Here is a 21,446-nt window from a genome sequence, read left to right as displayed (position 1 = left end):
TCTTTAGAACCGAAACAAACAAAAAAAGCCAATGAAAAATCATTGACTTTAACGCGCTGCTTTTTTCTTTTTGAAATACTTTAAACCAAAGTATAGAGCAATAAAAAGAACAGCTCCTATAATTATGTAATGTGTGTAATCAGATGCATACTCTTTAATTTGTCGCCAATTCCCACCAAGTTTTTCACCTAAGTATATAAATAGAATTGACCATGGAATGATCGCTACAACCGTATAAAGTGTAAATAGTTTTAATGGCATCTTAGCTAGTCCTGCTGGAATAGAGATCGCATGACGTACTACTGGGATAAAGCGCGCAGAAAATATTACGCCTGCTCCATAACGCTTAAACCAACCTTCCGCTATGTCTAAATGATGTTTATTAATAAGTAGATATTTCCCATATTTCTCTACAACCGGACGCCCTCCGTAGTATCCAAGCCAGTATAAAAAGATTTGCGCTAAAGTACCACCAATCGTTCCGGCGATAACTGCACCCACAAAACTAATTTTACCATTCGCTACTAAAAAGCCAGCATACGAAAGTACAATTTCACTCGGGATTACTTCAATCATTAAAGCAAGAGCTACTCCAAAGTAACCTAAGCTTGCAAAAAATTGCAATAACTGATCTATTATGTTTGCTAACATGTTCTTTTTTATCTCCTTTTTTCTTCACATACCATCCCATTATTACATAAAGGCTGCAATCTGCCAATATCTTCATTTTAACAATATGTACAATTCAAGCAGGATTAATCTATTAATTTCTCTTTCTGCGGGTCTTTCATGTAGGCAAACATCTCTTTAATTTGGTCTTCTGTATTTCTAGCAATTGATAAATTAGGCAATTCATTTTCACAAAAAAACTCCACCTCTTCTGTTTCAATACTAGTTTTCTTTTCTCCACCAATAATCTCGCATCCAATAAAAATCTTATATACATGCGTCGCCGATGGAGATGGTTGATGTTTTTCTTTATCAAATATAGCTAGTAACTTAAAATGATCTACCTCATAACCAGTCTCTTCGAAAACTTCTTTTGCTGCAACTTCGGTTGGCGTGTAACCGACATCAGCCCATCCACCTGGCAATGCCCATTTCCCATCGCTTTTTTCTTTCACAAATAATAACTTTTCATTTTGAAAAACAACCGCTCTTATATCAACTTTAGGTGTTTGATAGCCTGTCTCACTTGCAAATAATTTCTCTACGACTTCCCAATCTGTTTTCGTGTAATGTGACATCATTGAAATAGAAATATCTCGTAATTGCTGGAAACGCTCAATATCATACACATCCTTAGAATACGTTAAACCCGCTTGAGCTATAGATTGTATTTGTTTTACCCAATCAATCCATTTAATCGTCATATATCCGCATCCCCATTCTCTATCAAATATATTACTTCATTTTTATTGATACATCTTTATTATACAAAAAAAAGAGATTGATAACGTTTCAATCTCTTTCAAAATTAATCTAATTCATGTAAGTGGTCTTGTATATACTTTCTTCTTTTATTTATATATTCATAAATCATATCAGCCTCTTGATCAAATGTTTCTAATTTTTCTTTCATGTATGGATCTTGTAGTAAATATGGGCGAATCAATTCACACAACCCTTCTACTTTCGGCCTCATAAACGAAACTGTGAATTGATTTTCTAATATTTCTTCCAAAATACTTCGATACTGCTTTCTAAATACAGGTATGTCTAGCAATCTTGCACTTAACGTATTATACCCTTGAATGCGAATATATTCATGATTAAGTGGTCTCCCTTGTACATCTCGCCCCCAAGTCGCATCATAATCCCACGGTATAACTTCAAATAAATTTGTTTCATCGTTATGATATAGTGCATAGTTATGAACGAAACCATCAAAGTTTTGCGTAAAAATAACTCCTGCTAACCATCGTAAATATTTATCTACATGTAGAAACTTCCCAATTTCTTTTTCATAGGCTTCCCTCGTCAAAGTATTCGCTTGAAATACAAATTCACTCAGTTGTTCTTCACTATTTTTATTCGAATATTTAAATTCATAACCCGCAAAGAGCTCTGTCTTAACATCTTTATCTCGTTCACTCATTAATGAAAAATTCGCATCATCATCTATCGCATAATAAATAGAACCACTCGGTAATCCTCTATTTTTCAAAAAATTTTCATCAACCGATTCTAACTGTAAATACACACCTTGAATTTGACCATTAATTTTTATAAATACATGTTGTGATTTTGGCGAAAGTACACCAATATCATGAAAAAAATCTAAAGATAATTTATTTCGTATGAGAGACGGATCCATAAACTCCGAATTCAAATGAAACTCTTTCGCACCTTGAAATTTTTTAGGCTTATAAAACATAACATGATAAGACTTTTTCTCAAATTCGCGAATATGAGCTCCTCGGTATACGATATCAATATCATACTTCTTTTTTCCATAAGTTAATTTTGCTGGCACTGGACTATCTGACCAAATGTCCTTTTTCAATTCCACTAAGTACATTGGATGAACAAAAAAATCATATGAAGGCAGCATGTTTTCTCATCCCTTCTCAGTTCTCTTCATTCAATGTATGCGCCTTGTCTTGTCCATACATCCGCAATCATCTATTTATATAAAATTACACTCTTGTCCTGTTCAGAAAGATGCCTACATACATATCATGTTAAGGAAAAAGAATACCTTTTCACTTTAATACATGATAAGGAGGATTTCTATGAAACGTGATATTAGAAAAGCTGTTGAAGAAATCAAAAGTGCTGGGATGGAGGATTTCTTACACCAAGATCCAAGTACTTTTGAATGCGATGATGATAAATTCACTCATCATCATTGTACAACTGGATGTAAATGTACAACTGGGGGTAAATGTCCAAGAACAAGATGTACTCGAGTGAAACATTGTACGTTCGTTACAAAATGTACGCACGTAAAAAAATGGACATTTGTTACGAAATGTACACGTGTACGTGTTCAAAAATGGACGTTCGTTACGAAAGTAACGCGTAGAAAAGAATGCGTACTAGTTACAAAACGTACTCGCAGAAAACATTGTACATTCATTACAAAATGCATACGCTTTGAAAAGAAATTTTTCTGGACAAAACGAAGTTTCTGTAAAAAATGCGAATTCTTCCCTAACAGACACGGTCACTCTTGCGATGATTCATGTGATCATGGTAAAGACTGTCACGATAACGGACACAAATGGAATGATTGCAAAGGCGGACATAAATTCCCATCTTGCAAAAATAAGAAATTCGATCACTTCTGGTATAAAAAACGTAACTGCTAGTTTTTATACCACCCAAAAAAGGCCGTTTTGCGGCCTTTTTTACATTTATTGAAAGTGACTTATATCTGCAAATTGTTTCACTTTACCAATACCCTCTTCAAATTCTATTATGCTCAAACTGGCACTATGCATAAATGGATCATCCCACACATTTTCTATTTCAATTCCCGCGAAATGCCCTACAAGTAATTTTGCTGCTGCCGCATGAGAAACAATCAATATGTTTTGTCCTTTATGCTTCTCTAAAAGAAGCTGCATCCCTTCAATTACTCTTTCATAAACGGCCTCAAAATTTTCGCCTGATGTTGACTGAAAAAGATGTGGCTCATTCCAAAACAGATGTACTTCTTCTGGAAATTGCTTTTCTATATCCGCGATTGTTTGTCCTTCCCATATACCCATGTTGATTTCATAGAAATGCTCATCCGCTATAATGGGTATATCACGTTCCCCTTTTATTAACTCTGCCGTATGAAGTGTTCTTTCGCTCGGACTACTATAGATCGCATGGATTGGTAAATCTTTCATTCGATTCCCTAATTGTTTCGCCTGAACTATACCATTTTCAGTTAAAGCAGAATTTTTCCGTCCCTGCATTCGCTTCGCTACATTCCACTCTGTTTCACCATGCCTTGTTACATATATAGTTGTTTTCATTTCTTACTCCCCCTCACCATGTTGGTCGTAATTCCCACGGTTCAACTCTCCCTACAATCCACTCCGCTCGTTTACTTTCAATCCCTTTTATAACTCCATCAGCTATCTCTTCATGAGTAAGCCATCTTCCATATGTATCTTCTAAAATAAAACCTAAAATAATTCTATGATAAATACATCGCGTACTCCCTATTTTTTGTGCAGGCATACGTGATGCTTTACTACCTAAAATATGAAATAAACTATATGTTTTAGACGACAAATCTAGTTCTTTACAAATATTTGATAGTGCATGCTTTGCACTTGTGTGTACCCATGCAACAACTAATGTGATTGGGCCATTTTTCTTAATTGTACTTTTAATAGCTAGCTTTACATCTTCATCATTATGATAATCTAACGAAAGGCATGTAATATTTTCTGGTGCAGAACTCATTCGCTTAACATTTTCTAATTTCACTTCATCTCGCCCGATAATAGAAACATAAAATCCTTTCTCACAAAGCCACATAGAAACTTTCTTTAGCATTCCTGTTCCACCAATTACAAGTGCATGCAAATGCTATCCCTCCCTAATAAAATGTCATATGAGGTTTCTCATCTCTATAATAATTTAAACGGTCTTGCAGTGTCCCTGAGTGAAACTCAAATTTATGACCGTCAGGATCAACAAAGTATATAGATTCGCAATCTCTTACATCACGTTCTCTTCCTTGTAAAATATGAACATCATTTTCTTCTAATCGCTGTATTAGACATTTAAAGTCTTCTTGTTCAACAGAAAATGCAATGTGCGTATAAGATTGATGAACCTCATTTCTCGGAATATGCGTCTCTTCATTAAGCGCTATCCATACTCCACATATGTTAAAATAAGCCAATCTTCTTCCTTTAACTAATAATTCTCCTTCTAATACTTTTTCATAAAACATAATAGAGTTTTCTAAATTAGATACCGAAAAACAAATATGATTGATTCCCCTTAACAACTATAATTCCTCCTTATACAAATAAAAGATGAGCGAAAATTCACTCACCTTTCATTATACTATTTTTTTGTAATATATGCCCATTTATAACTGAAGTCCCCGCCAAACGTATGGTTAGCAATGCCTTTTACAAACGGCTTCTCTAAATAAGCTGTACTTTGTTGGTACGTAGGAGAAATTGCTGCGTCTTGACCAATTAAGATTTTTTCAGCTTCCGCAAGTGCATTCCAGCGTGCTTTATCATCTTTTAATAGCTCTCCTTTTGATTTCGCTACTAAATCATCATACTTCGGATTAGAATAATCCATTTCATTAAATGAGCTTCCAGTAACAAACATATCAATATAAGTCATTGGATCCGGATAATCAGGACTCCATGCAGATAATGAGAATTCATATTGGAATTTCTTTTCTAAATCTAGCTTCTGCTTGTATGGTTGCTGTTTCAAATTCACTTTAATACCAGGCAAGTTTTTCTCTAGTTCTTCCTTAATAAAGTCGCCCACTTTTTTACGGCTACCGTTATCATCGTTTAGTAATTCAACCGTAATTGTATCTTGACCAAGCTCTTTCTTCGCTTCTTCCCATAATTTTTTTGCTTTCTCTGCATTATCTTTACTATCACGGAAGTTTTTATTTACAGAGCGGAAATCTTTTCCATCCGGACCTGTCGTGAATTTTTCAGGTACTAAGAAATATGCTGGCAATGAACCGTCATTTAAAATGACATCAGCAATTCCTTTTTTATCGTATGCTAAATCAATCGCTTCACGTACTTTTTGGTTTTTAAATGTTGCATTTTTTTGGTTAAAACGCAAGAAATATATGCGTGGATCTAACTTCGTTTTAAATTCATCTGGCTTATTCTTTTTATATTTATCAACAAATTCAGAAGTTAAAATAACTCGATCTGCTTGATCACTATCATATAAATTTACTCCCGTGCTTGTTTCCTTCACAATACTTACATTAATTTCGTCTAATTTTACAGTATCTTTATCCCAATAATTAGGATTTTTCTTCAACTGATAATTTTGTTCATGTTTCCATTGACTCATTGTAAATGGTCCATTATATACTAATTTATCTGCTTCTAATCCGTATTTATCTCCTTGCTCTTTCACATATTTTTCATTTAATGGGAAAAATGTAGGGAACGACGTAAGCTCAAGAAAATAAGGTGCTGGTTGCTCTAATTCTACTACCAACGTTTTATCATCCTTCGCTTTAACACCCAATTGATCTGCTGGTAATTCACCTTTATTTACTTTCTGTGCATTTTTCACATCAAATAAAATGAATGCATATTCTGCCGCTAATGCTTTATCTAATGTACGTTGCCATGCATATACAAAATCTTGTGCTCGAACTGGATCACCATTTGACCATTTCGCATCACGTAATTCAAATGTATATGTCTTTTTATCTTCACTAATCTTCACATCTTTTGCCATACCTGGTGTTGGTTTATTATCTTTATCTAGACGATATAAACCTTCCATTGCATTTACAAATACACGGAAAGATACAGAATCTGTTGATTTAGATGTATCCATTGAAGGAATTTCAGCTGTTTCTAGCAAATTTAAAACTTGTTTATCGGCCATTCCCTTATTCGATTCTTTCTTCGTTGTCGAAGCCTTCTCACCATTCCCACATCCTGCAACCAATACACTCGTCGTTAACGCAAGTGCAGCAATTGTTGTTGTCTTTCTCTTCATTCTTCCTTCCCCCAATCTATATGTATAAGTTAAATCCTATATAATATATTTCATTATACAAAAGATTCTGATTATTTTAAATATTTATTTTAACAAACATAGAAAAAAGCGATCGGAAATTTCTTTCCAGCCGCTTTCTTGAATAGCATTTACTTGTAATCCATCCTCTATATCAAATGGATTTTGAACTTTAAATATTTCTTCCATCAGCTTCAAAAACTCTTCTTCAGTTTTAGATTCACCATTAACCATAAGTGAGTATGGTTCCACTTCACCTAATTTATAATCGACAACAAATTGAATCTTCACCTTTTGTCTTGGCGTTCCGGTGTTATACCCTTGGAATTCTACTAATTCTAACCCTTCCGTTCCACGATAATATATCCAACCTGAATTTTGAAAATAATTTTCAAAAGATTCACCTATTGAAAAGAAAGGATATTCATAAAGCGAGCTTGTACGAACCTTTTGAATAACGTCTCGATCAGTCGGAAAAAAGAAATGGCTAAAAAATATGCTAGCAACTGCTAAAATAGTAACAATTGTCGCTCCCATTTTGCTCGTTCCGCCGCTATCATTGATTAGATAGTTTTCAACTGATTTATCTTTTATTTCTCTTGCTTTTATTCGGTATATACGTCTTTCCACAAATTGATAGTATAATCCATTTGCAAAAATCCCCATTCCAAACAGAATAAAAATGAGTAATAAAAACGTAAGAGGCACCATATTAATGATTGGCAACGCTACATTAAATCCCATATAATACGAAAATGCATCACACGCTACTAATAACAACATAAATAAAGCAGCTGGTACATAATACTTACGATATCCTAGCCAGCCTATATTGAAAATAGCAGCCCAACCATTCCAGCTCCACCTAGCAATCCGCTTATTCTCAAGATCCCATTTCCTTTTGTAATACGGATATTGTCTCCCTACATATACTTCCAGTTCTTTATCTATTAACGAGCTACCTTCCTCTTGTTCATTATCCAAGTTTCGCTGACAACTTGCACAATTTAACTGTTCCTCCTCGCAAGGTTGCCCACAATTTATACATTTCAAAACAATCCCTCTTCCCATCCATACGTCATTTCAAAATACCTTCGTGTTTTAATAACCACTCTTTCCTCCATAAACCACCAGCATATCCAACAAGCTTTCCACTCTTTCCTATTACACGGTGACATGGAACAATTATTGAAATTGGATTCCGACTATTTGCCCCTCCTATTGCCCGTACAGCTTTTATATTTCCAACTTTCTCTGCAATATCTAAATATGAAGCACTTACGCCGTATGGAATAGTATAAAGTGCATCCCATACATTTTTTTGAAATGCTGTTCCCTCCGCAGACAGCGGGACCGTAAACTCTTTTCTTTTCCCTTTAAAATATTCATCTAACTCATTTATACATTGTTCTATCATTTCATTTTTATTTTCTTCTTGTCGTTCATCAACAAATATAACAGACGTAATTCCTTCTTGATTCGCTGTAATTTCAAGCAAACCTACTTCGCTTTCATAATAAGCCTGGTACATATGCCATCCTCCAATTCAGTTCATATTAGTCATTGTAACACGAATATACAAAATTTTTCGTATAAGCGTTTTATTAGAGAAACAAAAAAGAGAATGGTAAAATATAAGAAAATTCAATCAAGGAGGCTATTTGATGAATTCCAAGCTTTTTTCACCTTATACAATTAAGAACGTTACACTAAAAAATCGTATCGTTATGTCGCCTATGTGTATGTATTCATCGGGGAATGAGGATGGCCGCGTTACGAATTTTCATCTCATTCATTATGGAACTCGCGCTGCTGGCCAAGTAGGTTTAGTTATGGTTGAAGCAACTGCGGTGTTAGCTGAAGGACGAATTTCTAACAAAGACTTAGGTATTTGGGATGACAACCTAATTGAAGGCTTACATAAAACGACTACTTTTATACATGATAACGGCGCAAAAGCTGCCATTCAACTCGCTCACGCCGGAAGAAAAGCTGAATTAGATACGAATGCTTTCGCTCCTTCTGCAATTCCTTTTAATGATAAGATGAAGATACCAGTAGAAATGAATATACAGCAAATCAAAGAGACTATATTAGCTTTTCAGAGGGCCGCGTTACGTTCAAAACAAGCCGGATTTGATGTTATCGAATTACATGGCGCTCACGGTTACCTTATCAATGAATTCCTATCACCACTTACTAATAAACGAACGGATAAATACGGCGGCTCACCTGAAAACCGCTATCGTTTCTTACGCGAAATTATCGACTCTGTAAATGAAGTTTGGGACGGACCAATATTCGTTCGTATTTCAGCAAATGATTATCACCCTGACGGGCTAACGGTTCAAGATTACGTTCAGTATACAAAGTGGATGAAAGAACAGGGAATAGATTTAATCGATTGTAGTTCTGGTGCAGTTGTACCAGCACATATTGATGTGTATCCTGGTTACCAAGTACAATACGCCAAACATATTAAAGAGCATACTAACATTGCAACTGGTGCAGTGGGATTGATTACGACTGGGTCACAAGCAGAGCAAATTTTAAATAATAACGAAGCAGATTTAATTTTTATCGGACGTGAGTTACTTCGCAATCCGTACTTCCCAAGAATAGCGGCCAATGAACTTGGCTTTGAATTGCAAGAACCTCACCAATATAAGCGAGCACCAGGAAAAATTCATACGAATAAATAAAACCGAGAAGTCATTCTTCTCGGTTTTATTTATTCTATCGTTGTAATTTCATTTGAATTATAAGTATGGATACCCGATTCTTCTCGCAGCGCGGTTATATACATACCTTTCGCCACATCTTTAGCTGAAATTGGTTTATACTTTTTGAAAGCTCCTTTAAAAATAAAAGGAATAATACGAGATAACTTTTCAGCCATTTGTTCGCCGAAACGAAATTCTTGTCGATTTCCTACTAATAATGATGGTCTAAAAATGTGAATACCACCGATCACTAACTTTTGCAATTCTTCTTCCATTTTCCCTTTTACTTGTGAATAAAAGAAAAATGATTTAGGATTCGCTCCCATAGAAGACACGACAAGGAAATTTTGTACCCCTTGTTTTTCAGCTAAACAAGCAGCTCGTAACGTATATTCATAATCTACTTTTTTTAAATTTGCTTTTGTTTTTGCTTTTTTTATTGTTGTTCCTAAGCAACTAAAAACATCATCCACAGCAAAGAACTCTTTATATTCCTCTAATACCGAAAAATCAACTTGTTTCTGCTGTAACTTCTCATGTTGCAATTGCATTGGCTCTCTTACAAAAATAGTAACCGAATCGTAGTAATCTGATTCAAGTAATAGACGCGTTATCTCTTGTCCAACTAAACCACTTGCACCAAGTATTAACGCTGTTCGCTTATTCATATATGCATATACCTCTTATTTTACTTTTCTCTCCTTCAGTAAAATACAACCTTTAGGAGTTTCCTGCTCTTATTTTACCACAAGTAAAACACTATGCGTACGCATAGTGCTTTACTCACTCTTTTTTCTCATCTCTCTCTTGTAATTTCGTTATTGTTGTAGCGTCCCCTAAATTACTTATTAATCTTCTTAAAAAAATTAATACGAAAGATAATGGCAATACTACCGCTAATATTAATAAAATAGCTTCCATTAAGTAACCCAAGCGCTCATCCCCCTCTTTACCTCCTTTTCAATATATGAAAACAGCGTTGTCACATATGCATGCATTTGCAAAAATAATACACCTATATTTGACAACTTTATAACAAAAACAAATCGGAATGATTATTATTTATTGCAACTTTATTAAAGATGTATTATACTAAGTTCGCAAACTAAAACGTAATTATTCCGTTTTGTATTAAAATGATATTTTTCTTCTATAATTGGGGAAAATATATCCGTAAAAAAGAAAAGAGGAGAACTTCATGCCTAAAAGATTGACTATATTTTCATTCTTACTTATTTTTACCTTAATTTTCGCTGGCTGCTCAAATAAAAAAGAAAGTAATGCCAAGAAAGATGGAAAGCTAACAGTTTATACAACGATTTTCCCACTTGCTGATTTCGCAAAGAAAATTGGTGGCGACTATGTAAATGTTGAAGCAATTTACCCACCTGGTGCAGATTCACATACATTTGAACCAAGTCAAAAACAAACAGTACAAGTTGCAAAAGCCGATTTATTTGTTTATAACGGCGCTGAATTAGAACCATTTGCTGAAAAAATGGAAAAAACATTACAAAAAGAAAATGTTAAAATTGTAAATGCATCTAAAGGTATTGAGCTTCGTGCTTCTACTGAAGAAGAGCATCATGATCATGGAGATGGCCATAAAGAAGATGAACATCATCACGATAAAGACCCACATGTTTGGTTAGATCCTACTCTAGCAATGAAACAAGCAGAAAAAATTAAAAATGCACTTGTAGAATTACAACCTGAACATAAAAAAGAATTCGAAAAAAACTTTGCAGCACTTCAAACTAAATTTACTGATTTAGACGATGGATTTAAGGCAGCTGTAGCGAACGCAAAAACGAAAGAAATTTTAGTTTCTCATGCTGCCTATGGTTACTGGGAACAACGATACGGCCTAAAACAAATTCCTATCGCTGGAATTTCAGCTTCTGATGAACCATCTCAAAAGCAGCTTGCTGACATTACAAAAACAGTAAAAGAACATAATCTAAAATATATTTTATTCGAAACGTTCTCTACTCCAAAAGTAGCATCCGTAATTCAAAAAGAAACTGGTACAAAAGTTTTACGCTTAAATCACTTAGCTACTATTTCTGAAGATGATGCAAAAAATAATAAAGATTACTTCACTTTAATGGAAGAAAACGTAAATACATTGAAAGAAGCAACAAACTAATCCATTATATTTTCTAGGCAGCTGAATCTGTTATTCAGCTGCCTTTTTATGTATTTATCCTTGACTTGACCAAAATAACAAGTAAAATTATCCATATTAGCTTGAAAGCTATATTAATTTAGAAGGTGAGTTGGAATTATGAATCTTCACATTTGTGAAGTAACAGCAAAAAATTGGCGTTCAGTAGTTGCTTTAGACGTCGCAAAAGACCAGCAACAATTTATTGAAAGTAACGCGTTTTCTTTAGCAGAATCATTATATGAAGGAAACGGAACGTCAGTAGGTTTATATGATGGCGAAACACTTGTAGGATACGCAATGTATGGATGGTATTCAGTAAAACATAAAAGTGTATGGCTCGATCGCTTTATGATTGACCAACAATATCAAGGAAAAGGATACGCAAAACGTTTCCTTCGCTTACTCATTCAATTCTTACAAGAAAAATTTGAATGTAAAATAATTTACTTAAGTTTACATCCAGACAACAAACTTGCAATGGGACTGTATGAATCATTTGGTTTCCGCTTAAATGGGGATATTGATGATGAAGGTCCAGTTGTAGGTGTTGTAATGGAGTTACTAATAGACGAAAATACAAGCCTGTGAAAACAGGCTTTTTATTATACAGTTATCAATTTTTAGTTTCTTTCCCTTATTTAATTCTGTTTTACAATCTAATAGAGTGTTCATAAAAAATAAGCCTACAATTTACGCAGACTTATTTCACACACTCCTCGAAATGTTCTTGGAACCACTCTTTATTAATATCTCTTCCGATAAAAACTACTTCACTTACTCGCTCTTCTCCCTCTTGCCACTCTCTATCGTACGAAGCAGCAAATAACGTATGTACACCTTGGAAAACGATACGTTTATCTACTCCATCTATCGATAAAATTCCTTTGTAACGATATAAATATTCCCCTAGCTCTTGCACGACAGCTGACATCCACTCATTAAGCTTTTGTAAATCCAGCGGACGTTCTTCACGTAATACAAATGATTTCACACCTTCTAAGTGGTTATGTTCTTTATGAGGGTAAATTTGCAACGTATCTTTCGTTTTAAACGTTTGGATTTGTAATAAAGATGGTATATCTACCTCACAGTTAGTCGCCTCAATTAACTTTGCAGTCGGGTTAATTCCTTGAATTTTATGCAAGAGATTTTCTTTCTCATTCTCTTCAATTAAATCTAATTTATTTACTAAAACAACATCAGCAAACGCAATTTGCTCTTTTGCTTCTAATCCTTTTTCAAAATGTTTATGTATATGATAACTATCTACCACCGTTACAACACCGTTAATTTGGTAAGCAGATTGGATGACTGGATCTAAAAAGAATGTTTGAATAATCGGGCCTGGATTTGCAAGGCCAGTCGTTTCAATTACTAAACCATCAAAATCCATTTTCCCTTCTGCTTTTACGTCCAATAACTGTTTTAAAGCAACGAGTAAATCTTCACGTACAGTACAGCATAAACAGCCATTTGTCATTTCCATAATTTCTTCTTCCACATTCATAATCAACTGATTATCAATGCCAATTTGCCCTATTTCATTTACAATCACCGCTAATTTCTTACCGTGATTTTCTGATAAAATACGATTTAATAATGTCGTTTTCCCCGATCCAAGAAAACCAGTTAATATTGTTACTGGAATCATTTCGTACATCTCCTTCTACCTATATGTTTCTACATTATAGCATATAGAGAAAATCATTTTTTTAGCAAAACATATTTATTGTATGTACACCCCCCAAACTATATAATAATACGTAGTAAGAAAGCCTTTTCAAAATAATAATTATTCATCAAGGGGGTACTTATAATGGAACGAGTTCAAATGAATGAAACGCTAGAATTCTCTCGTATTATTCAAGGATTTTGGCGTTTAGCAGAATGGAATATGACGAAACAAGAATTACTTTCTTTCATTGAAGATTGTATGGATATGGGAATTACTACTTTTGATCACGCTGACATTTACGGCGGATATACGTGTGAAGGATTGTTTGGAGAAGCTTTACAATTAAAGCCTTCCTTACGAGAAAACATGCAAATTATTACAAAGTGTGGAATCGCTCCCCCATCACCGAAATTTCCAGAGCGATATGTTGCTCACTACAATACTAGTGCAGAGCATATTATGCAAAGTGTAGAAGCATCACTTAACAATTTACATACAGATTATATTGACGTATTACTTATTCATCGTCCCGATCCTTTTATGGATCCAAATGAAGTGGCAAAAGCCTTTTCACAATTAAAACAAGAAGGAAAAGTTCGTCACTTCGGTGTATCTAACTTCTTACCTTCACAATTTAATATGTTAAGTTCGTACTTAGATTTTCCACTTATTACGAACCAAATTGAAGTTTCTGCATTGCAGCTTGAGCATTTTGAAAAAGGGACAATTGATTTATGCCAAGAAAAACGAATCAATCCAATGATTTGGTCACCTCTTGCTGGTGGGGAAATTTTTACTGGTCAATCCGAACGTGCCGTACGTGTACGCGAAACTATGCAAAAAGTTGCTACTGAGCTAGGTGTTTCTAGTATCGATACGGTTATGTATGCTTGGTTATTTGCTCATCCAGCTAATATGATGCCAATCGTTGGCTCTGGTAAATTAGATCGCGTAAAAACGGCCGCTCTTGCTACAAACGTTAACTTAGATCGTCAACAATGGTTTACAATTTTCGAAAGCTCTAATGGACATCCTGTACCATAATACACAAAAAGAAGAGCTGTTTCTTTACAGCTCTTCTTTTTTATATGTATTTCTCGTCATTGCAAATACACACATATCCCTTAATCCATTTCCATCTACCGCAACACTCGCACTTTCTAACGTACCTTCTAACTTAAAACCTAATTTCTCAGGTATCGCTCTACTCTTCTTATTTAAAGAATCACAACGAATTTCTACACGGTTTGCTTTCAATTCAGAAAAAGCGTAATCCGTTATACCTTTCGCAGCCTCTACCATATAGCCTTTTCCGCTAAACCTTGTATCAATCCAATATCCGATTTCAAATTGAGGTATATCCCAATTAATACGATGTAATCCGGCTGAAGCAATAAATTCACCTGTTTCTTTCGAAAATACTAGTAATCTTAAATCCTCACGTTGCAAAAATTGAATATGTGATTTTCTAATACTTTCTTCTATTTCTTGCTCTGTTTGCTCTTTTTGTGCAAACACCATCCAAGGTTTCAGTTCTTGTATTGAAGCCTGAATTGCATCATATACAACTTTACCATCTCCTGGTTTCGGCATTCGAATAAAAAGCCTGTCAGTATAAAATTCAGAAGGAAAATCGAATAATAACGGATTCACTGTAAACACTCCCCATAATTCTTTTATATATAATAATATCCATCTCAAGTTATATAGTAAAGAATTTTCTGAATTAAAAACCTTTTACTCATTCACTTCCGCCGCTACACGAATTCCAGATTCAATCGCACCTTGAATCCATCCGTGATATAGCGTTGTATGATCTCCAGCGAAGAATATTCTCCCCTCTGGTTTGACAATCGCTGGTTGCAGCTCAGATTCTTGACCTGCTTGAAAAAGTGCAAATCCTCCAAGCGCATACGGATCCAATGTCCAGCTTTTTGATATTCCAGATATAAACTCATCATACACTTGACCACCTAATATTGTTGCTAAGTTGTGTAATGCGTAATAAATACGATCACCTTTTGATAAACCATCCCATAACAACGCGTCATAAGACCATGTATAGCTACCTAACATCATAGCCGGTCCTTTCTCCCCAATTCCATAGCTTGGATAATAGGCATAACGAATTGGCAAATCTGTTATAATTCTGCCGCCTAATTGTCCTTGTTCTTCCCAAAATCGGCTTTTAAATTGAATTCCTATTTTCGTCGCAGGCATATAATGTAATTCACGAATTGCTTTCCATTTTTCATGAGATATAGAATCAAACGGATCTACTTCTACAAAACGCATTGTCGAAAACGGAATGGTAACAATAACTAAATCTCCTGTAATACTACTATATTCAAAAGTTTCCTCGTTCCGATAGAAAGCTGTCACACCATTATCGTGTTGATGTAGCTTCATTAATTTTTGATTATATATAATATTCTCTTCTAATTGCGGTAAAAATGACTTTGGCAATCTATCGTTCCCGCCCACAATTTCACAAAATCCGCTCTCCTCTTGCATAATGTATAGAAAGCGTAAAGTCTCTACAAACGATCGTTCCAAAAAACCTTCTAAATCTAATAGAACACCGATCATCTCAATTGTTACTGGCGAAAAGTAAGTATTATACTGATAAGGATGATACTTTAAAAATTGCCCAGTAGAGTATCTTCCAAAATCCTTTACTACAACGTCCCAATTTTTCTCTGGATTTCTTTTAATAAAATTTATTATCGGCTGTACTGCTAGTAACAATAGTTCTTCAGACGTTTTTCCCACTTCGTTCATTTCCACAGGATACCTTAAAATACTCGGATCCTTTTCATATTGTTTCAACGTCGTTTTCCGTCCATTTACATAGATAATATCCGTCTCATTCCTATTAATAAAAGGACTCACCTGTAGCCCAAACTTTCTTATATATGCCATCGTTAATGTATGTGTATACGGAATTCTCATTGCTCCAACATCTAAATATAATCCGGTATCTTCCATTCTAACTGTCTCTATACGGCCACCTACCCGGTTGTTTGCTTCAAAAATTTTCACATCATGTCCTGCAGCCTTTAATAAAGATGCTGAAACTAATCCAGCCATACCAGCTCCCACAATAATAATTTGTTTTGGGCTTATCGTCTTCTTCAATCCTTTATCTATAATTTTTAACGCTTCATCCATTTCAGTGTTATACATTATATCTTTCTGCACAATTCCACCCCTTACTTCATCAAATGGACGTTAGTGGTTTAGTGCATTTTATTCATACATCCCCATAAACATAACACCATTGCAATTTGAATATTCACTAAAAGTACATAAGAGACAGATCTCACATTTCTTTATACTTCGTATAATATAGCAACTGCAAAGAAGGAGTGGTTAAAAATGAAACATACTTATGACTACCATGCTACAAAAAAGCATTTAGAATTAAAGAAACAAAACTTATGTAAAAAACTTAGCAATATGACACTATCTGAAAAAGAACGTGAACAGCTAAAATGTGAAATTGACAACTATGAATATATTTTAAATCTGGTTGAAATGAATCATTATGAACGCGGATTTTCTCATTAAAAGCGGAAATAGGATTATCCGCTTTTCATTTTGAGCATTTCACTACGCATTTTTCATAAGTAAATATATAATAGGATGTACATTAAGATTGAGAGGTATATTCTATGATCAAGTTAAGTGTATTAGACCAATCACCTATTTCAGATGGTAGCACAGCAGCCCAAGCTTTTTCACATACAGTTACGCTTGCACAAGAAGTTGAAAAACTCGGATTCACACGTTTTTGGGTATCCGAACATCATAATTCCGTAAGCTTAGCTGGTTCAAGTCCAGAAATACTTATTTCTCATATTGCCGCAAAAACAGACCGTATTAGAGTCGGTTCAGGTGGTGTTATGTTACCGCATTATAGCCCATATAAAGTTGCTGAGAATTTCCGTGTTCTAGAAGCATTGTATCCGAACCGCATCGATCTCGGTGTTGGTAGAGCTCCTGGTGGTATGCCAATAGCAACTCGCGCACTTCAAGAAGGGAAAATGGTCTCACTTGATCAATATCCAGAACAAATTGCAGACGTTGCAATGTACTTACATGATCAAGTACCAGAAAACCATCACTATGCAAACTTAAAAGCCACTCCAGTTATCCCAACGTCTCCTGAAATGTGGATGCTCGGTTCTAGCGGAGAGAGCGCTAAAATTGCTGCAAACAACGGTGCTTCTTTCGCATTTGCACAATTTATTAACGGCTTCGGAGGCCCTGAAGTTATGAGGGCTTACCAAGAACAATATCAGCCTTCATTTTTAGGAGATAAGCCTAATTCAATCGTTGCCATCTTTGTTATATGCGGAGAAACAAATGAAGAAGCAGAAAAAATTGCTTCTAGTTTAGATTTATCAATCTTATTATTAGAGCAAGGAAAACGAACTACTGGTACACCTTCTATTGAAACTGCTCAAAATTATTCATACAGCGCTTATGATTTATTCCGTATAAAAGAAAATCGTCAACGTATGATTGTTGGTGATCCGTCTTCTGTAAAAGAAAAAATAATAAACTTAAGCAAAGCATACAATACTGACGAATTTATGATTGTCACGATTACTCATCAATTTGAACATAAATTAAAGTCTTATCGCTTATTAGCAAATGCTTTTAATTTATAATTCTAAAAAGAGATGCATCACATGTGATGCATCTCTTTTTCTTACTACTTATTGTTTTCATTTCCTATATATTCAATAGCTTCTTTTAATAGCTCTTCAAAGTTAATAGGATAATCATGATCTAAGTCAGGCACAACTTTATACTTATGTTCTATATTCTTCTCTCTTAATAGTTGTACAAATTGCTGCGTGGATTCGAAACAATCTTCATCTTGATCCCCGCATACTATATATCCTTTTATATGTTTATCCTGCAGCACTCTTAACAACTCATCCCATTCTTCAATCTCGGGAAGCCATGGTGCCATAAAAACAAAACCATCTACATTTATATCTTGTTGTAAAATCGTATATAAAGCTACTCTCGCCCCTGCAGAAAAACCACCAATGATTACACTTTCTACTGTATGATTTTCTATAAACTTATTGTAATGCTCTTTTAATTCCTCTTTCCCTCTCTCTATATCATCCCAAACAAATCCATCTGAAAACTCAATTTGTGAAGACTGTGGTAAAACTAACATATAATCTTGTGTCAACACAGATTTCCAATATGGTTCTACTATTTGTATATTTTCTTGGTCACCGTGCAATGTAAGTAGTAGATTTCCCTCTTTCTTGCTGTATATATATTTCACATCTGGTCTTTCCTTTTTATGTGCTAATTCTTCTCTTTCTTTACATAATTGCACCATTGTATGAAATTCTTCAAATTTATGTAGTGATTTTAAATCTTCGTCGGAAATTAAATACTCATTTCCATACCAGAATCCCTTTTCTATAATGGCCTCTCTCATTAAATGTAATGCTTCTTTTTCAAGTCCCGATGCACTTGCGAGTGCATACTTAAAATTATATATTTGCACCTCATTCCCTATTACACCTGTAGCGTTTTCCATTATATAATTGTACGCTTCAAAACTTCCTTTATTTGCATAACAACGTAACGTTTCATTTAATAATTGAATGTAAGTCATGCTATTTTTCATGTACCAATTCCCCCGAAACCTTTTATAATATTTTTTGCGAATCTTTATACCACTTTGTATAACCCACGCTAACAATACCTTATTCTCAAAATGATGCTTAATAGTTACTCTTCCCTGTCCAATACATTTAGTATAAATAATAATAGACTGAAAAATCAATATTTTAACAAACAAAAAAAGACAACAATATATGTATTGTTGTTTTCATTACATCTACCCGCTCTTTTGTTTTTTTCTATCTGGTTTACTTGAAACTAAATAATGTTTTTCTGAAATATATAAGTCTCTTTTTAAGCTACGATTTAAGTAAGGTCCTAGCTTCATTCCGCATATGAGGCGATCTTCGCTACCTTCAACAATTGGGAACATTTCTTTTTCTGTTACGTATTGGTCTACTGCTTTTTGTACGACATCAATTTCTTTCACTAGGCTTAAATTTTCTGCTGTATGTTCAAATACCTCAAGCGTTTCCTTCGTTATGAGAAAATCATTTGTTGGAAATGCAGGTAAATACGGTTTTAACAAATCATAATTTACTGTATAATCTTCATTTACTAATACTGTATAAACGATATTAGCATTCGTTTCTAAAAACTGAGCCATCGCTTGTTCTAATTCATCTTTCGTAATTTCCCGCTCTTCTTTTCCAGTTCTGAAAAAGCGAAACATCGCATCGCCTCCTTTTTACTATATTATAGCATAAAAGAAAACTGAAAAATCATAAAAAAACCCATTGAAATAATTTTTCAATGGGTTTCTATTATATTTATCGTTATTTTAAGAATGCACTTAGCATCCATACATGCTGTTCTAATGTTGTATGAATTGCTAACAGCATGTCAGCTGATGTTTCATCACCAGCTTCACCTGCAACTTCCATACCTTCTTTTAATTCTTGAATAAGTGCAGAATAATCATTCACTAATGTTTGCACCATTTCTTCTGCAGATTCTTTGCTTGTCCCTTCGCTGACACTAGATGTTGCGAGATATTCTTTCATTGTCGCTAATGGTTTACCTTCTAAAGCTAAAATACGTTCTGCTAACTCATCAATATACGTTCCAGCCTCATTATAAAACTCTTCAAATTTCTCATGTAATGTAAAGAAGTGTGGCCCTGTCACATACCAGTGATAATTATGTAGTTTAACATATAACACATTCCAGTTTGCTACCTGCTTGTTTAATACTTCAACAACATTTGTTTTCGTACTCATACAATCACTCCTCTTATCATTTTGTAATGTTTATCTTTTAATAACCCAATTACATTTTACCATACATTCCCTTTCCTTTCGAACAATTGGCTTATATGTAACAAAGTTTTAACACCTTTAATGCTTCCCTAATATCATTAAATTCATGTATTTTTTCAAACACTTCATACGTCTAATTGTCCAAGCTCATACATATGCATAATAGTACATCAAGCTCATCATAGTAGAAAGAGGGATAACATGGACAATCAACAATGGCAAGTAGCAAAGAAAGTAGCCGCTACTTATATCGGAACTGTCGTTGGAGCTGGATTTGCTACTGGACGAGAAATTGTTGAATTTTTCACAGTGAATGGATTATACGGGACCATTGGCATATGTGTAAGTGGATTTTTTTTTATTTGGCTTGGCACAAAGATGATGTTACTTTCATCACAAATCGGGGCATTTTCAGCGCAAGAATTTAACAAATATTTATTTGGGGATGTATTTGGGAATGTTGTAAACACATTATTATTACTCGTTTTATTCGGCGTAACGAGCGTTATGTTATCAGGGGCTGGTGCAGTATTTGAAGAGCAACTTCGCTTACCAAGACAACTCGGTATTCTTATTACAGTTATCGCTTGTCTTATTATAAGTAGCCGCGGATTACAAGGTGTTTTCGAAGTAAATACACTTGTCGTACCTATTATGATGATTTTTATTATCGGACTTGCTATTACAACCTTTTTTCACGGTACACCTTCCATTAATAACACTATTCCTGCAGAGAACTGGAATATGAAATGGATTACTAGCCCTATTACATATGTCGCCTTAAATCTTTCTCTCGCCCAAAGTGTTCTCGTCCCATTAGCCAGTGAAGTAAAGGACCGAAAAGCTATTTTTTGGGGTGGGATTTTAGGTGGTGCTGGACTTTCTTTAATTTTATTATGCAGCCATTTAGCAATCTTATCAGTCGATCAATTTTACCAATATAACATCCCAATGGCTGAAGTCATAAGAAGATTTAATGCAACTTTTCACTTCTTTTTCGTTCTCATTATTTTCGGTGAAGTTTTCACAACTTTAGTTGGTAATGTGTTCGGAATGACAAAACAGATGCAATCTATTACTGGGTGGAAAAATAACAATATTATTTTCTTCATTTTACTAATTAGTTATTGCTTTAGCTACATCGGTTACAGTGACTTACTTCACATTCTATATCCTATCATCGGATGGGTAAGTATTGTTATACTGCCAATCATTGCGTTTAAACAACTTCAAAAAACATAAAAAAGCATCCATGTTAT

At 34.5% G+C, this 21,446-nt stretch carries 25 protein-coding genes; 8 read left to right on the top strand and 17 right to left on the bottom strand.

What is annotated here, in order from left to right:
* Positions 1–48: 48 nt before the first annotated feature.
* The 3 genes from uptA to cotH form a co-directional block, all read right to left on the bottom strand.
* Positions 49–651: an undecaprenyl phosphate transporter UptA gene (gene uptA, locus M1D73_RS09785; RefSeq protein ID WP_000880691.1), complete on the bottom strand. Its 603-nt coding sequence runs from the start codon at positions 649–651 to the stop codon at positions 49–51.
* Positions 652–755: 104 nt separating this feature from the next.
* Positions 756–1,373, bottom strand: a complete 618-nt coding sequence (locus M1D73_RS09780) for an NUDIX hydrolase N-terminal domain-containing protein (protein WP_069355460.1) — start codon at positions 1,371–1,373, stop codon at positions 756–758.
* 104 nt (positions 1,374–1,477) lie between these two features.
* The gene (cotH, locus tag M1D73_RS09775; protein WP_000938001.1) at positions 1,478–2,554 is read right to left on the bottom strand and encodes a spore coat protein CotH; all 1,077 of its coding nucleotides are present in this window, start codon (positions 2,552–2,554) and stop codon (positions 1,478–1,480) included.
* Positions 2,555–2,735: 181 nt separating this feature from the next.
* On the opposite strand from cotH, the gene exsB reads away from it, so the two are divergent.
* Positions 2,736–3,314: an exosporium protein ExsB gene (exsB, locus tag M1D73_RS09770; RefSeq protein WP_025687476.1), complete on the top strand. Its 579-nt coding sequence runs from the start codon at positions 2,736–2,738 to the stop codon at positions 3,312–3,314.
* Between the two features lie 45 nt (positions 3,315–3,359).
* On the opposite strand, the gene M1D73_RS09765 is transcribed toward exsB, so the two are convergent.
* The 6 genes from M1D73_RS09765 to M1D73_RS09740 form a co-directional block, all read right to left on the bottom strand.
* Positions 3,360–3,971, bottom strand: coding sequence for a phosphoserine phosphatase 1 (locus tag M1D73_RS09765; protein ID WP_000858827.1), 612 nt, complete (start codon positions 3,969–3,971; stop codon positions 3,360–3,362).
* A gap of 13 nt (positions 3,972–3,984) precedes the next feature.
* Positions 3,985–4,530 carry a short-chain dehydrogenase gene (locus M1D73_RS09760; protein WP_000543118.1) on the bottom strand — a complete coding sequence of 182 codons (546 nt, stop codon included), beginning with the start codon at positions 4,528–4,530 and terminating at the stop codon, positions 3,985–3,987.
* Positions 4,531–4,543: 13 nt separating this feature from the next.
* Positions 4,544–4,960: a FosBx1 family fosfomycin resistance bacillithiol transferase gene (gene fosB, locus M1D73_RS09755; protein ID WP_086402046.1), complete on the bottom strand. Its 417-nt coding sequence runs from the start codon at positions 4,958–4,960 to the stop codon at positions 4,544–4,546.
* A gap of 59 nt (positions 4,961–5,019) precedes the next feature.
* Complete coding sequence (locus M1D73_RS09750) at positions 5,020–6,681, bottom strand: peptide ABC transporter substrate-binding protein (RefSeq protein WP_000824278.1); 1,662 nt, start codon at positions 6,679–6,681, stop codon at positions 5,020–5,022.
* A gap of 84 nt (positions 6,682–6,765) precedes the next feature.
* Positions 6,766–7,770, bottom strand: a complete 1,005-nt coding sequence (locus tag M1D73_RS09745) for a DUF2628 domain-containing protein (RefSeq protein WP_002195426.1) — start codon at positions 7,768–7,770, stop codon at positions 6,766–6,768.
* 7 nt (positions 7,771–7,777) lie between these two features.
* On the bottom strand, positions 7,778–8,230 hold the full coding sequence (locus M1D73_RS09740; protein ID WP_000283912.1) for a methylated-DNA--[protein]-cysteine S-methyltransferase: 453 nt from the start codon (positions 8,228–8,230) through the stop codon (positions 7,778–7,780).
* A gap of 133 nt (positions 8,231–8,363) precedes the next feature.
* On the opposite strand from M1D73_RS09740, the gene namA reads away from it, so the two are divergent.
* Positions 8,364–9,401, top strand: a complete 1,038-nt coding sequence (namA, locus tag M1D73_RS09735) for an NADPH dehydrogenase NamA (protein WP_001086168.1) — start codon at positions 8,364–8,366, stop codon at positions 9,399–9,401.
* A 29-nt stretch (positions 9,402–9,430) separates the two neighbouring features.
* Here namA and M1D73_RS09730 read toward each other — a convergent pair whose 3' ends face one another.
* On the bottom strand, positions 9,431–10,090 hold the full coding sequence (locus M1D73_RS09730) for an oxidoreductase (RefSeq protein WP_481158014.1): 660 nt from the start codon (positions 10,088–10,090) through the stop codon (positions 9,431–9,433).
* Positions 10,091–10,205: 115 nt separating this feature from the next.
* Positions 10,206–10,355 carry a hypothetical protein gene (locus tag M1D73_RS09725; RefSeq protein WP_000540932.1) on the bottom strand — a complete coding sequence of 50 codons (150 nt, stop codon included), beginning with the start codon at positions 10,353–10,355 and terminating at the stop codon, positions 10,206–10,208.
* Between the two features lie 265 nt (positions 10,356–10,620).
* Here M1D73_RS09725 and M1D73_RS09720 point away from each other — a divergent pair, with 265 nt between their 5' ends.
* Positions 10,621–11,571: a metal ABC transporter substrate-binding protein gene (locus M1D73_RS09720; RefSeq protein WP_001126148.1), complete on the top strand. Its 951-nt coding sequence runs from the start codon at positions 10,621–10,623 to the stop codon at positions 11,569–11,571.
* Positions 11,572–11,709: 138 nt separating this feature from the next.
* The gene (locus M1D73_RS09715) at positions 11,710–12,180 is read left to right on the top strand and encodes a GNAT family N-acetyltransferase (protein ID WP_001048677.1); all 471 of its coding nucleotides are present in this window, start codon (positions 11,710–11,712) and stop codon (positions 12,178–12,180) included.
* 112 nt (positions 12,181–12,292) lie between these two features.
* Here M1D73_RS09715 and M1D73_RS09710 read toward each other — a convergent pair whose 3' ends face one another.
* Positions 12,293–13,243 (bottom strand): CobW family GTP-binding protein, encoded by a 951-nt coding sequence (locus M1D73_RS09710; RefSeq protein ID WP_000613424.1) that lies wholly within the window; start codon positions 13,241–13,243, stop codon positions 12,293–12,295.
* Positions 13,244–13,408: 165 nt separating this feature from the next.
* On the opposite strand from M1D73_RS09710, the gene M1D73_RS09705 reads away from it, so the two are divergent.
* Positions 13,409–14,311: an aldo/keto reductase gene (locus M1D73_RS09705; RefSeq protein ID WP_121868370.1), complete on the top strand. Its 903-nt coding sequence runs from the start codon at positions 13,409–13,411 to the stop codon at positions 14,309–14,311.
* Positions 14,312–14,335: 24 nt separating this feature from the next.
* Here M1D73_RS09705 and M1D73_RS09700 read toward each other — a convergent pair whose 3' ends face one another.
* Positions 14,336–14,920: a GNAT family N-acetyltransferase gene (locus tag M1D73_RS09700; RefSeq protein ID WP_001068745.1), complete on the bottom strand. Its 585-nt coding sequence runs from the start codon at positions 14,918–14,920 to the stop codon at positions 14,336–14,338.
* 84 nt (positions 14,921–15,004) lie between these two features.
* Positions 15,005–16,468: a flavin monoamine oxidase family protein gene (locus M1D73_RS09695; RefSeq protein ID WP_001168108.1), complete on the bottom strand. Its 1,464-nt coding sequence runs from the start codon at positions 16,466–16,468 to the stop codon at positions 15,005–15,007.
* 177 nt (positions 16,469–16,645) lie between these two features.
* Here M1D73_RS09695 and M1D73_RS09690 point away from each other — a divergent pair, with 177 nt between their 5' ends.
* Both M1D73_RS09690 and M1D73_RS09685 read left to right on the top strand, forming a co-directional pair.
* Positions 16,646–16,837 (top strand): DUF3896 family protein, encoded by a 192-nt coding sequence (locus M1D73_RS09690; RefSeq protein WP_000683364.1) that lies wholly within the window; start codon positions 16,646–16,648, stop codon positions 16,835–16,837.
* A gap of 104 nt (positions 16,838–16,941) precedes the next feature.
* The gene (locus M1D73_RS09685) at positions 16,942–17,943 is read left to right on the top strand and encodes an LLM class flavin-dependent oxidoreductase (protein WP_000594045.1); all 1,002 of its coding nucleotides are present in this window, start codon (positions 16,942–16,944) and stop codon (positions 17,941–17,943) included.
* A gap of 44 nt (positions 17,944–17,987) precedes the next feature.
* Here the strand turns inward: M1D73_RS09685 and M1D73_RS09680 are convergent, their stop codons facing one another.
* The 3 genes from M1D73_RS09680 to M1D73_RS09670 form a co-directional block, all read right to left on the bottom strand.
* A complete protein-coding gene (locus M1D73_RS09680; protein WP_086402048.1) occupies positions 17,988–18,932 on the bottom strand; it encodes an alpha/beta hydrolase in 945 nt (314 codons plus the stop codon).
* A gap of 213 nt (positions 18,933–19,145) precedes the next feature.
* Positions 19,146–19,601, bottom strand: a complete 456-nt coding sequence (locus tag M1D73_RS09675) for a DUF3939 domain-containing protein (protein WP_000488210.1) — start codon at positions 19,599–19,601, stop codon at positions 19,146–19,148.
* Between the two features lie 103 nt (positions 19,602–19,704).
* Positions 19,705–20,148, bottom strand: coding sequence for a Dps family protein (locus M1D73_RS09670; RefSeq protein WP_000105199.1), 444 nt, complete (start codon positions 20,146–20,148; stop codon positions 19,705–19,707).
* Between the two features lie 240 nt (positions 20,149–20,388).
* Between M1D73_RS09670 and M1D73_RS09665 the strand changes: the two genes are divergently transcribed.
* Positions 20,389–21,429, top strand: a complete 1,041-nt coding sequence (locus M1D73_RS09665) for a YkvI family membrane protein (RefSeq protein WP_000370204.1) — start codon at positions 20,389–20,391, stop codon at positions 21,427–21,429.
* Positions 21,430–21,446 lie beyond the last annotated feature (17 nt).

Source organism: Bacillus sp. PK3-067 (assembly GCF_056738645.1).
This window is presented reverse-complemented; position numbering and strand designations above follow the sequence as displayed.

What these genes read in the sequence shown, in the direction of transcription:
- exsB (WP_025687476.1), top strand. Translation starts at nt 2,736, where the DNA reads ATGAAACGTGATATTAGAAAAGCTGTTGAAGAAATCAAAAGTGCTGGG.
- M1D73_RS09740 (WP_000283912.1), bottom strand. Translation starts at nt 8,230, where the DNA reads ATGTACCAGGCTTATTATGAAAGCGAAGTAGGTTTGCTTGAAATTACA.
- M1D73_RS09685 (WP_000594045.1), top strand. Translation starts at nt 16,942, where the DNA reads ATGATCAAGTTAAGTGTATTAGACCAATCACCTATTTCAGATGGTAGC.
- namA (WP_001086168.1), top strand. Translation starts at nt 8,364, where the DNA reads ATGAATTCCAAGCTTTTTTCACCTTATACAATTAAGAACGTTACACTA.
- M1D73_RS09730 (WP_481158014.1), bottom strand. Translation starts at nt 10,090, where the DNA reads ATGAATAAGCGAACAGCGTTAATACTTGGTGCAAGTGGTTTAGTTGGA.
- uptA (WP_000880691.1), bottom strand. Translation starts at nt 651, where the DNA reads ATGTTAGCAAACATAATAGATCAGTTATTGCAATTTTTTGCAAGCTTA.
- M1D73_RS09765 (WP_000858827.1), bottom strand. Translation starts at nt 3,971, where the DNA reads ATGAAAACAACTATATATGTAACAAGGCATGGTGAAACAGAGTGGAAT.
- M1D73_RS09690 (WP_000683364.1), top strand. Translation starts at nt 16,646, where the DNA reads ATGAAACATACTTATGACTACCATGCTACAAAAAAGCATTTAGAATTA.
- M1D73_RS09665 (WP_000370204.1), top strand. Translation starts at nt 20,389, where the DNA reads ATGGACAATCAACAATGGCAAGTAGCAAAGAAAGTAGCCGCTACTTAT.
- M1D73_RS09680 (WP_086402048.1), bottom strand. Translation starts at nt 18,932, where the DNA reads ATGAAAAATAGCATGACTTACATTCAATTATTAAATGAAACGTTACGT.
- M1D73_RS09720 (WP_001126148.1), top strand. Translation starts at nt 10,621, where the DNA reads ATGCCTAAAAGATTGACTATATTTTCATTCTTACTTATTTTTACCTTA.
- M1D73_RS09750 (WP_000824278.1), bottom strand. Translation starts at nt 6,681, where the DNA reads ATGAAGAGAAAGACAACAACAATTGCTGCACTTGCGTTAACGACGAGT.
- M1D73_RS09715 (WP_001048677.1), top strand. Translation starts at nt 11,710, where the DNA reads ATGAATCTTCACATTTGTGAAGTAACAGCAAAAAATTGGCGTTCAGTA.
- M1D73_RS09780 (WP_069355460.1), bottom strand. Translation starts at nt 1,373, where the DNA reads ATGACGATTAAATGGATTGATTGGGTAAAACAAATACAATCTATAGCT.
- M1D73_RS09705 (WP_121868370.1), top strand. Translation starts at nt 13,409, where the DNA reads ATGGAACGAGTTCAAATGAATGAAACGCTAGAATTCTCTCGTATTATT.
- M1D73_RS09745 (WP_002195426.1), bottom strand. Translation starts at nt 7,770, where the DNA reads ATGGGAAGAGGGATTGTTTTGAAATGTATAAATTGTGGGCAACCTTGC.
- M1D73_RS09710 (WP_000613424.1), bottom strand. Translation starts at nt 13,243, where the DNA reads ATGATTCCAGTAACAATATTAACTGGTTTTCTTGGATCGGGGAAAACG.
- M1D73_RS09675 (WP_000488210.1), bottom strand. Translation starts at nt 19,601, where the DNA reads ATGTTTCGCTTTTTCAGAACTGGAAAAGAAGAGCGGGAAATTACGAAA.
- M1D73_RS09670 (WP_000105199.1), bottom strand. Translation starts at nt 20,148, where the DNA reads ATGAGTACGAAAACAAATGTTGTTGAAGTATTAAACAAGCAGGTAGCA.
- cotH (WP_000938001.1), bottom strand. Translation starts at nt 2,554, where the DNA reads ATGCTGCCTTCATATGATTTTTTTGTTCATCCAATGTACTTAGTGGAA.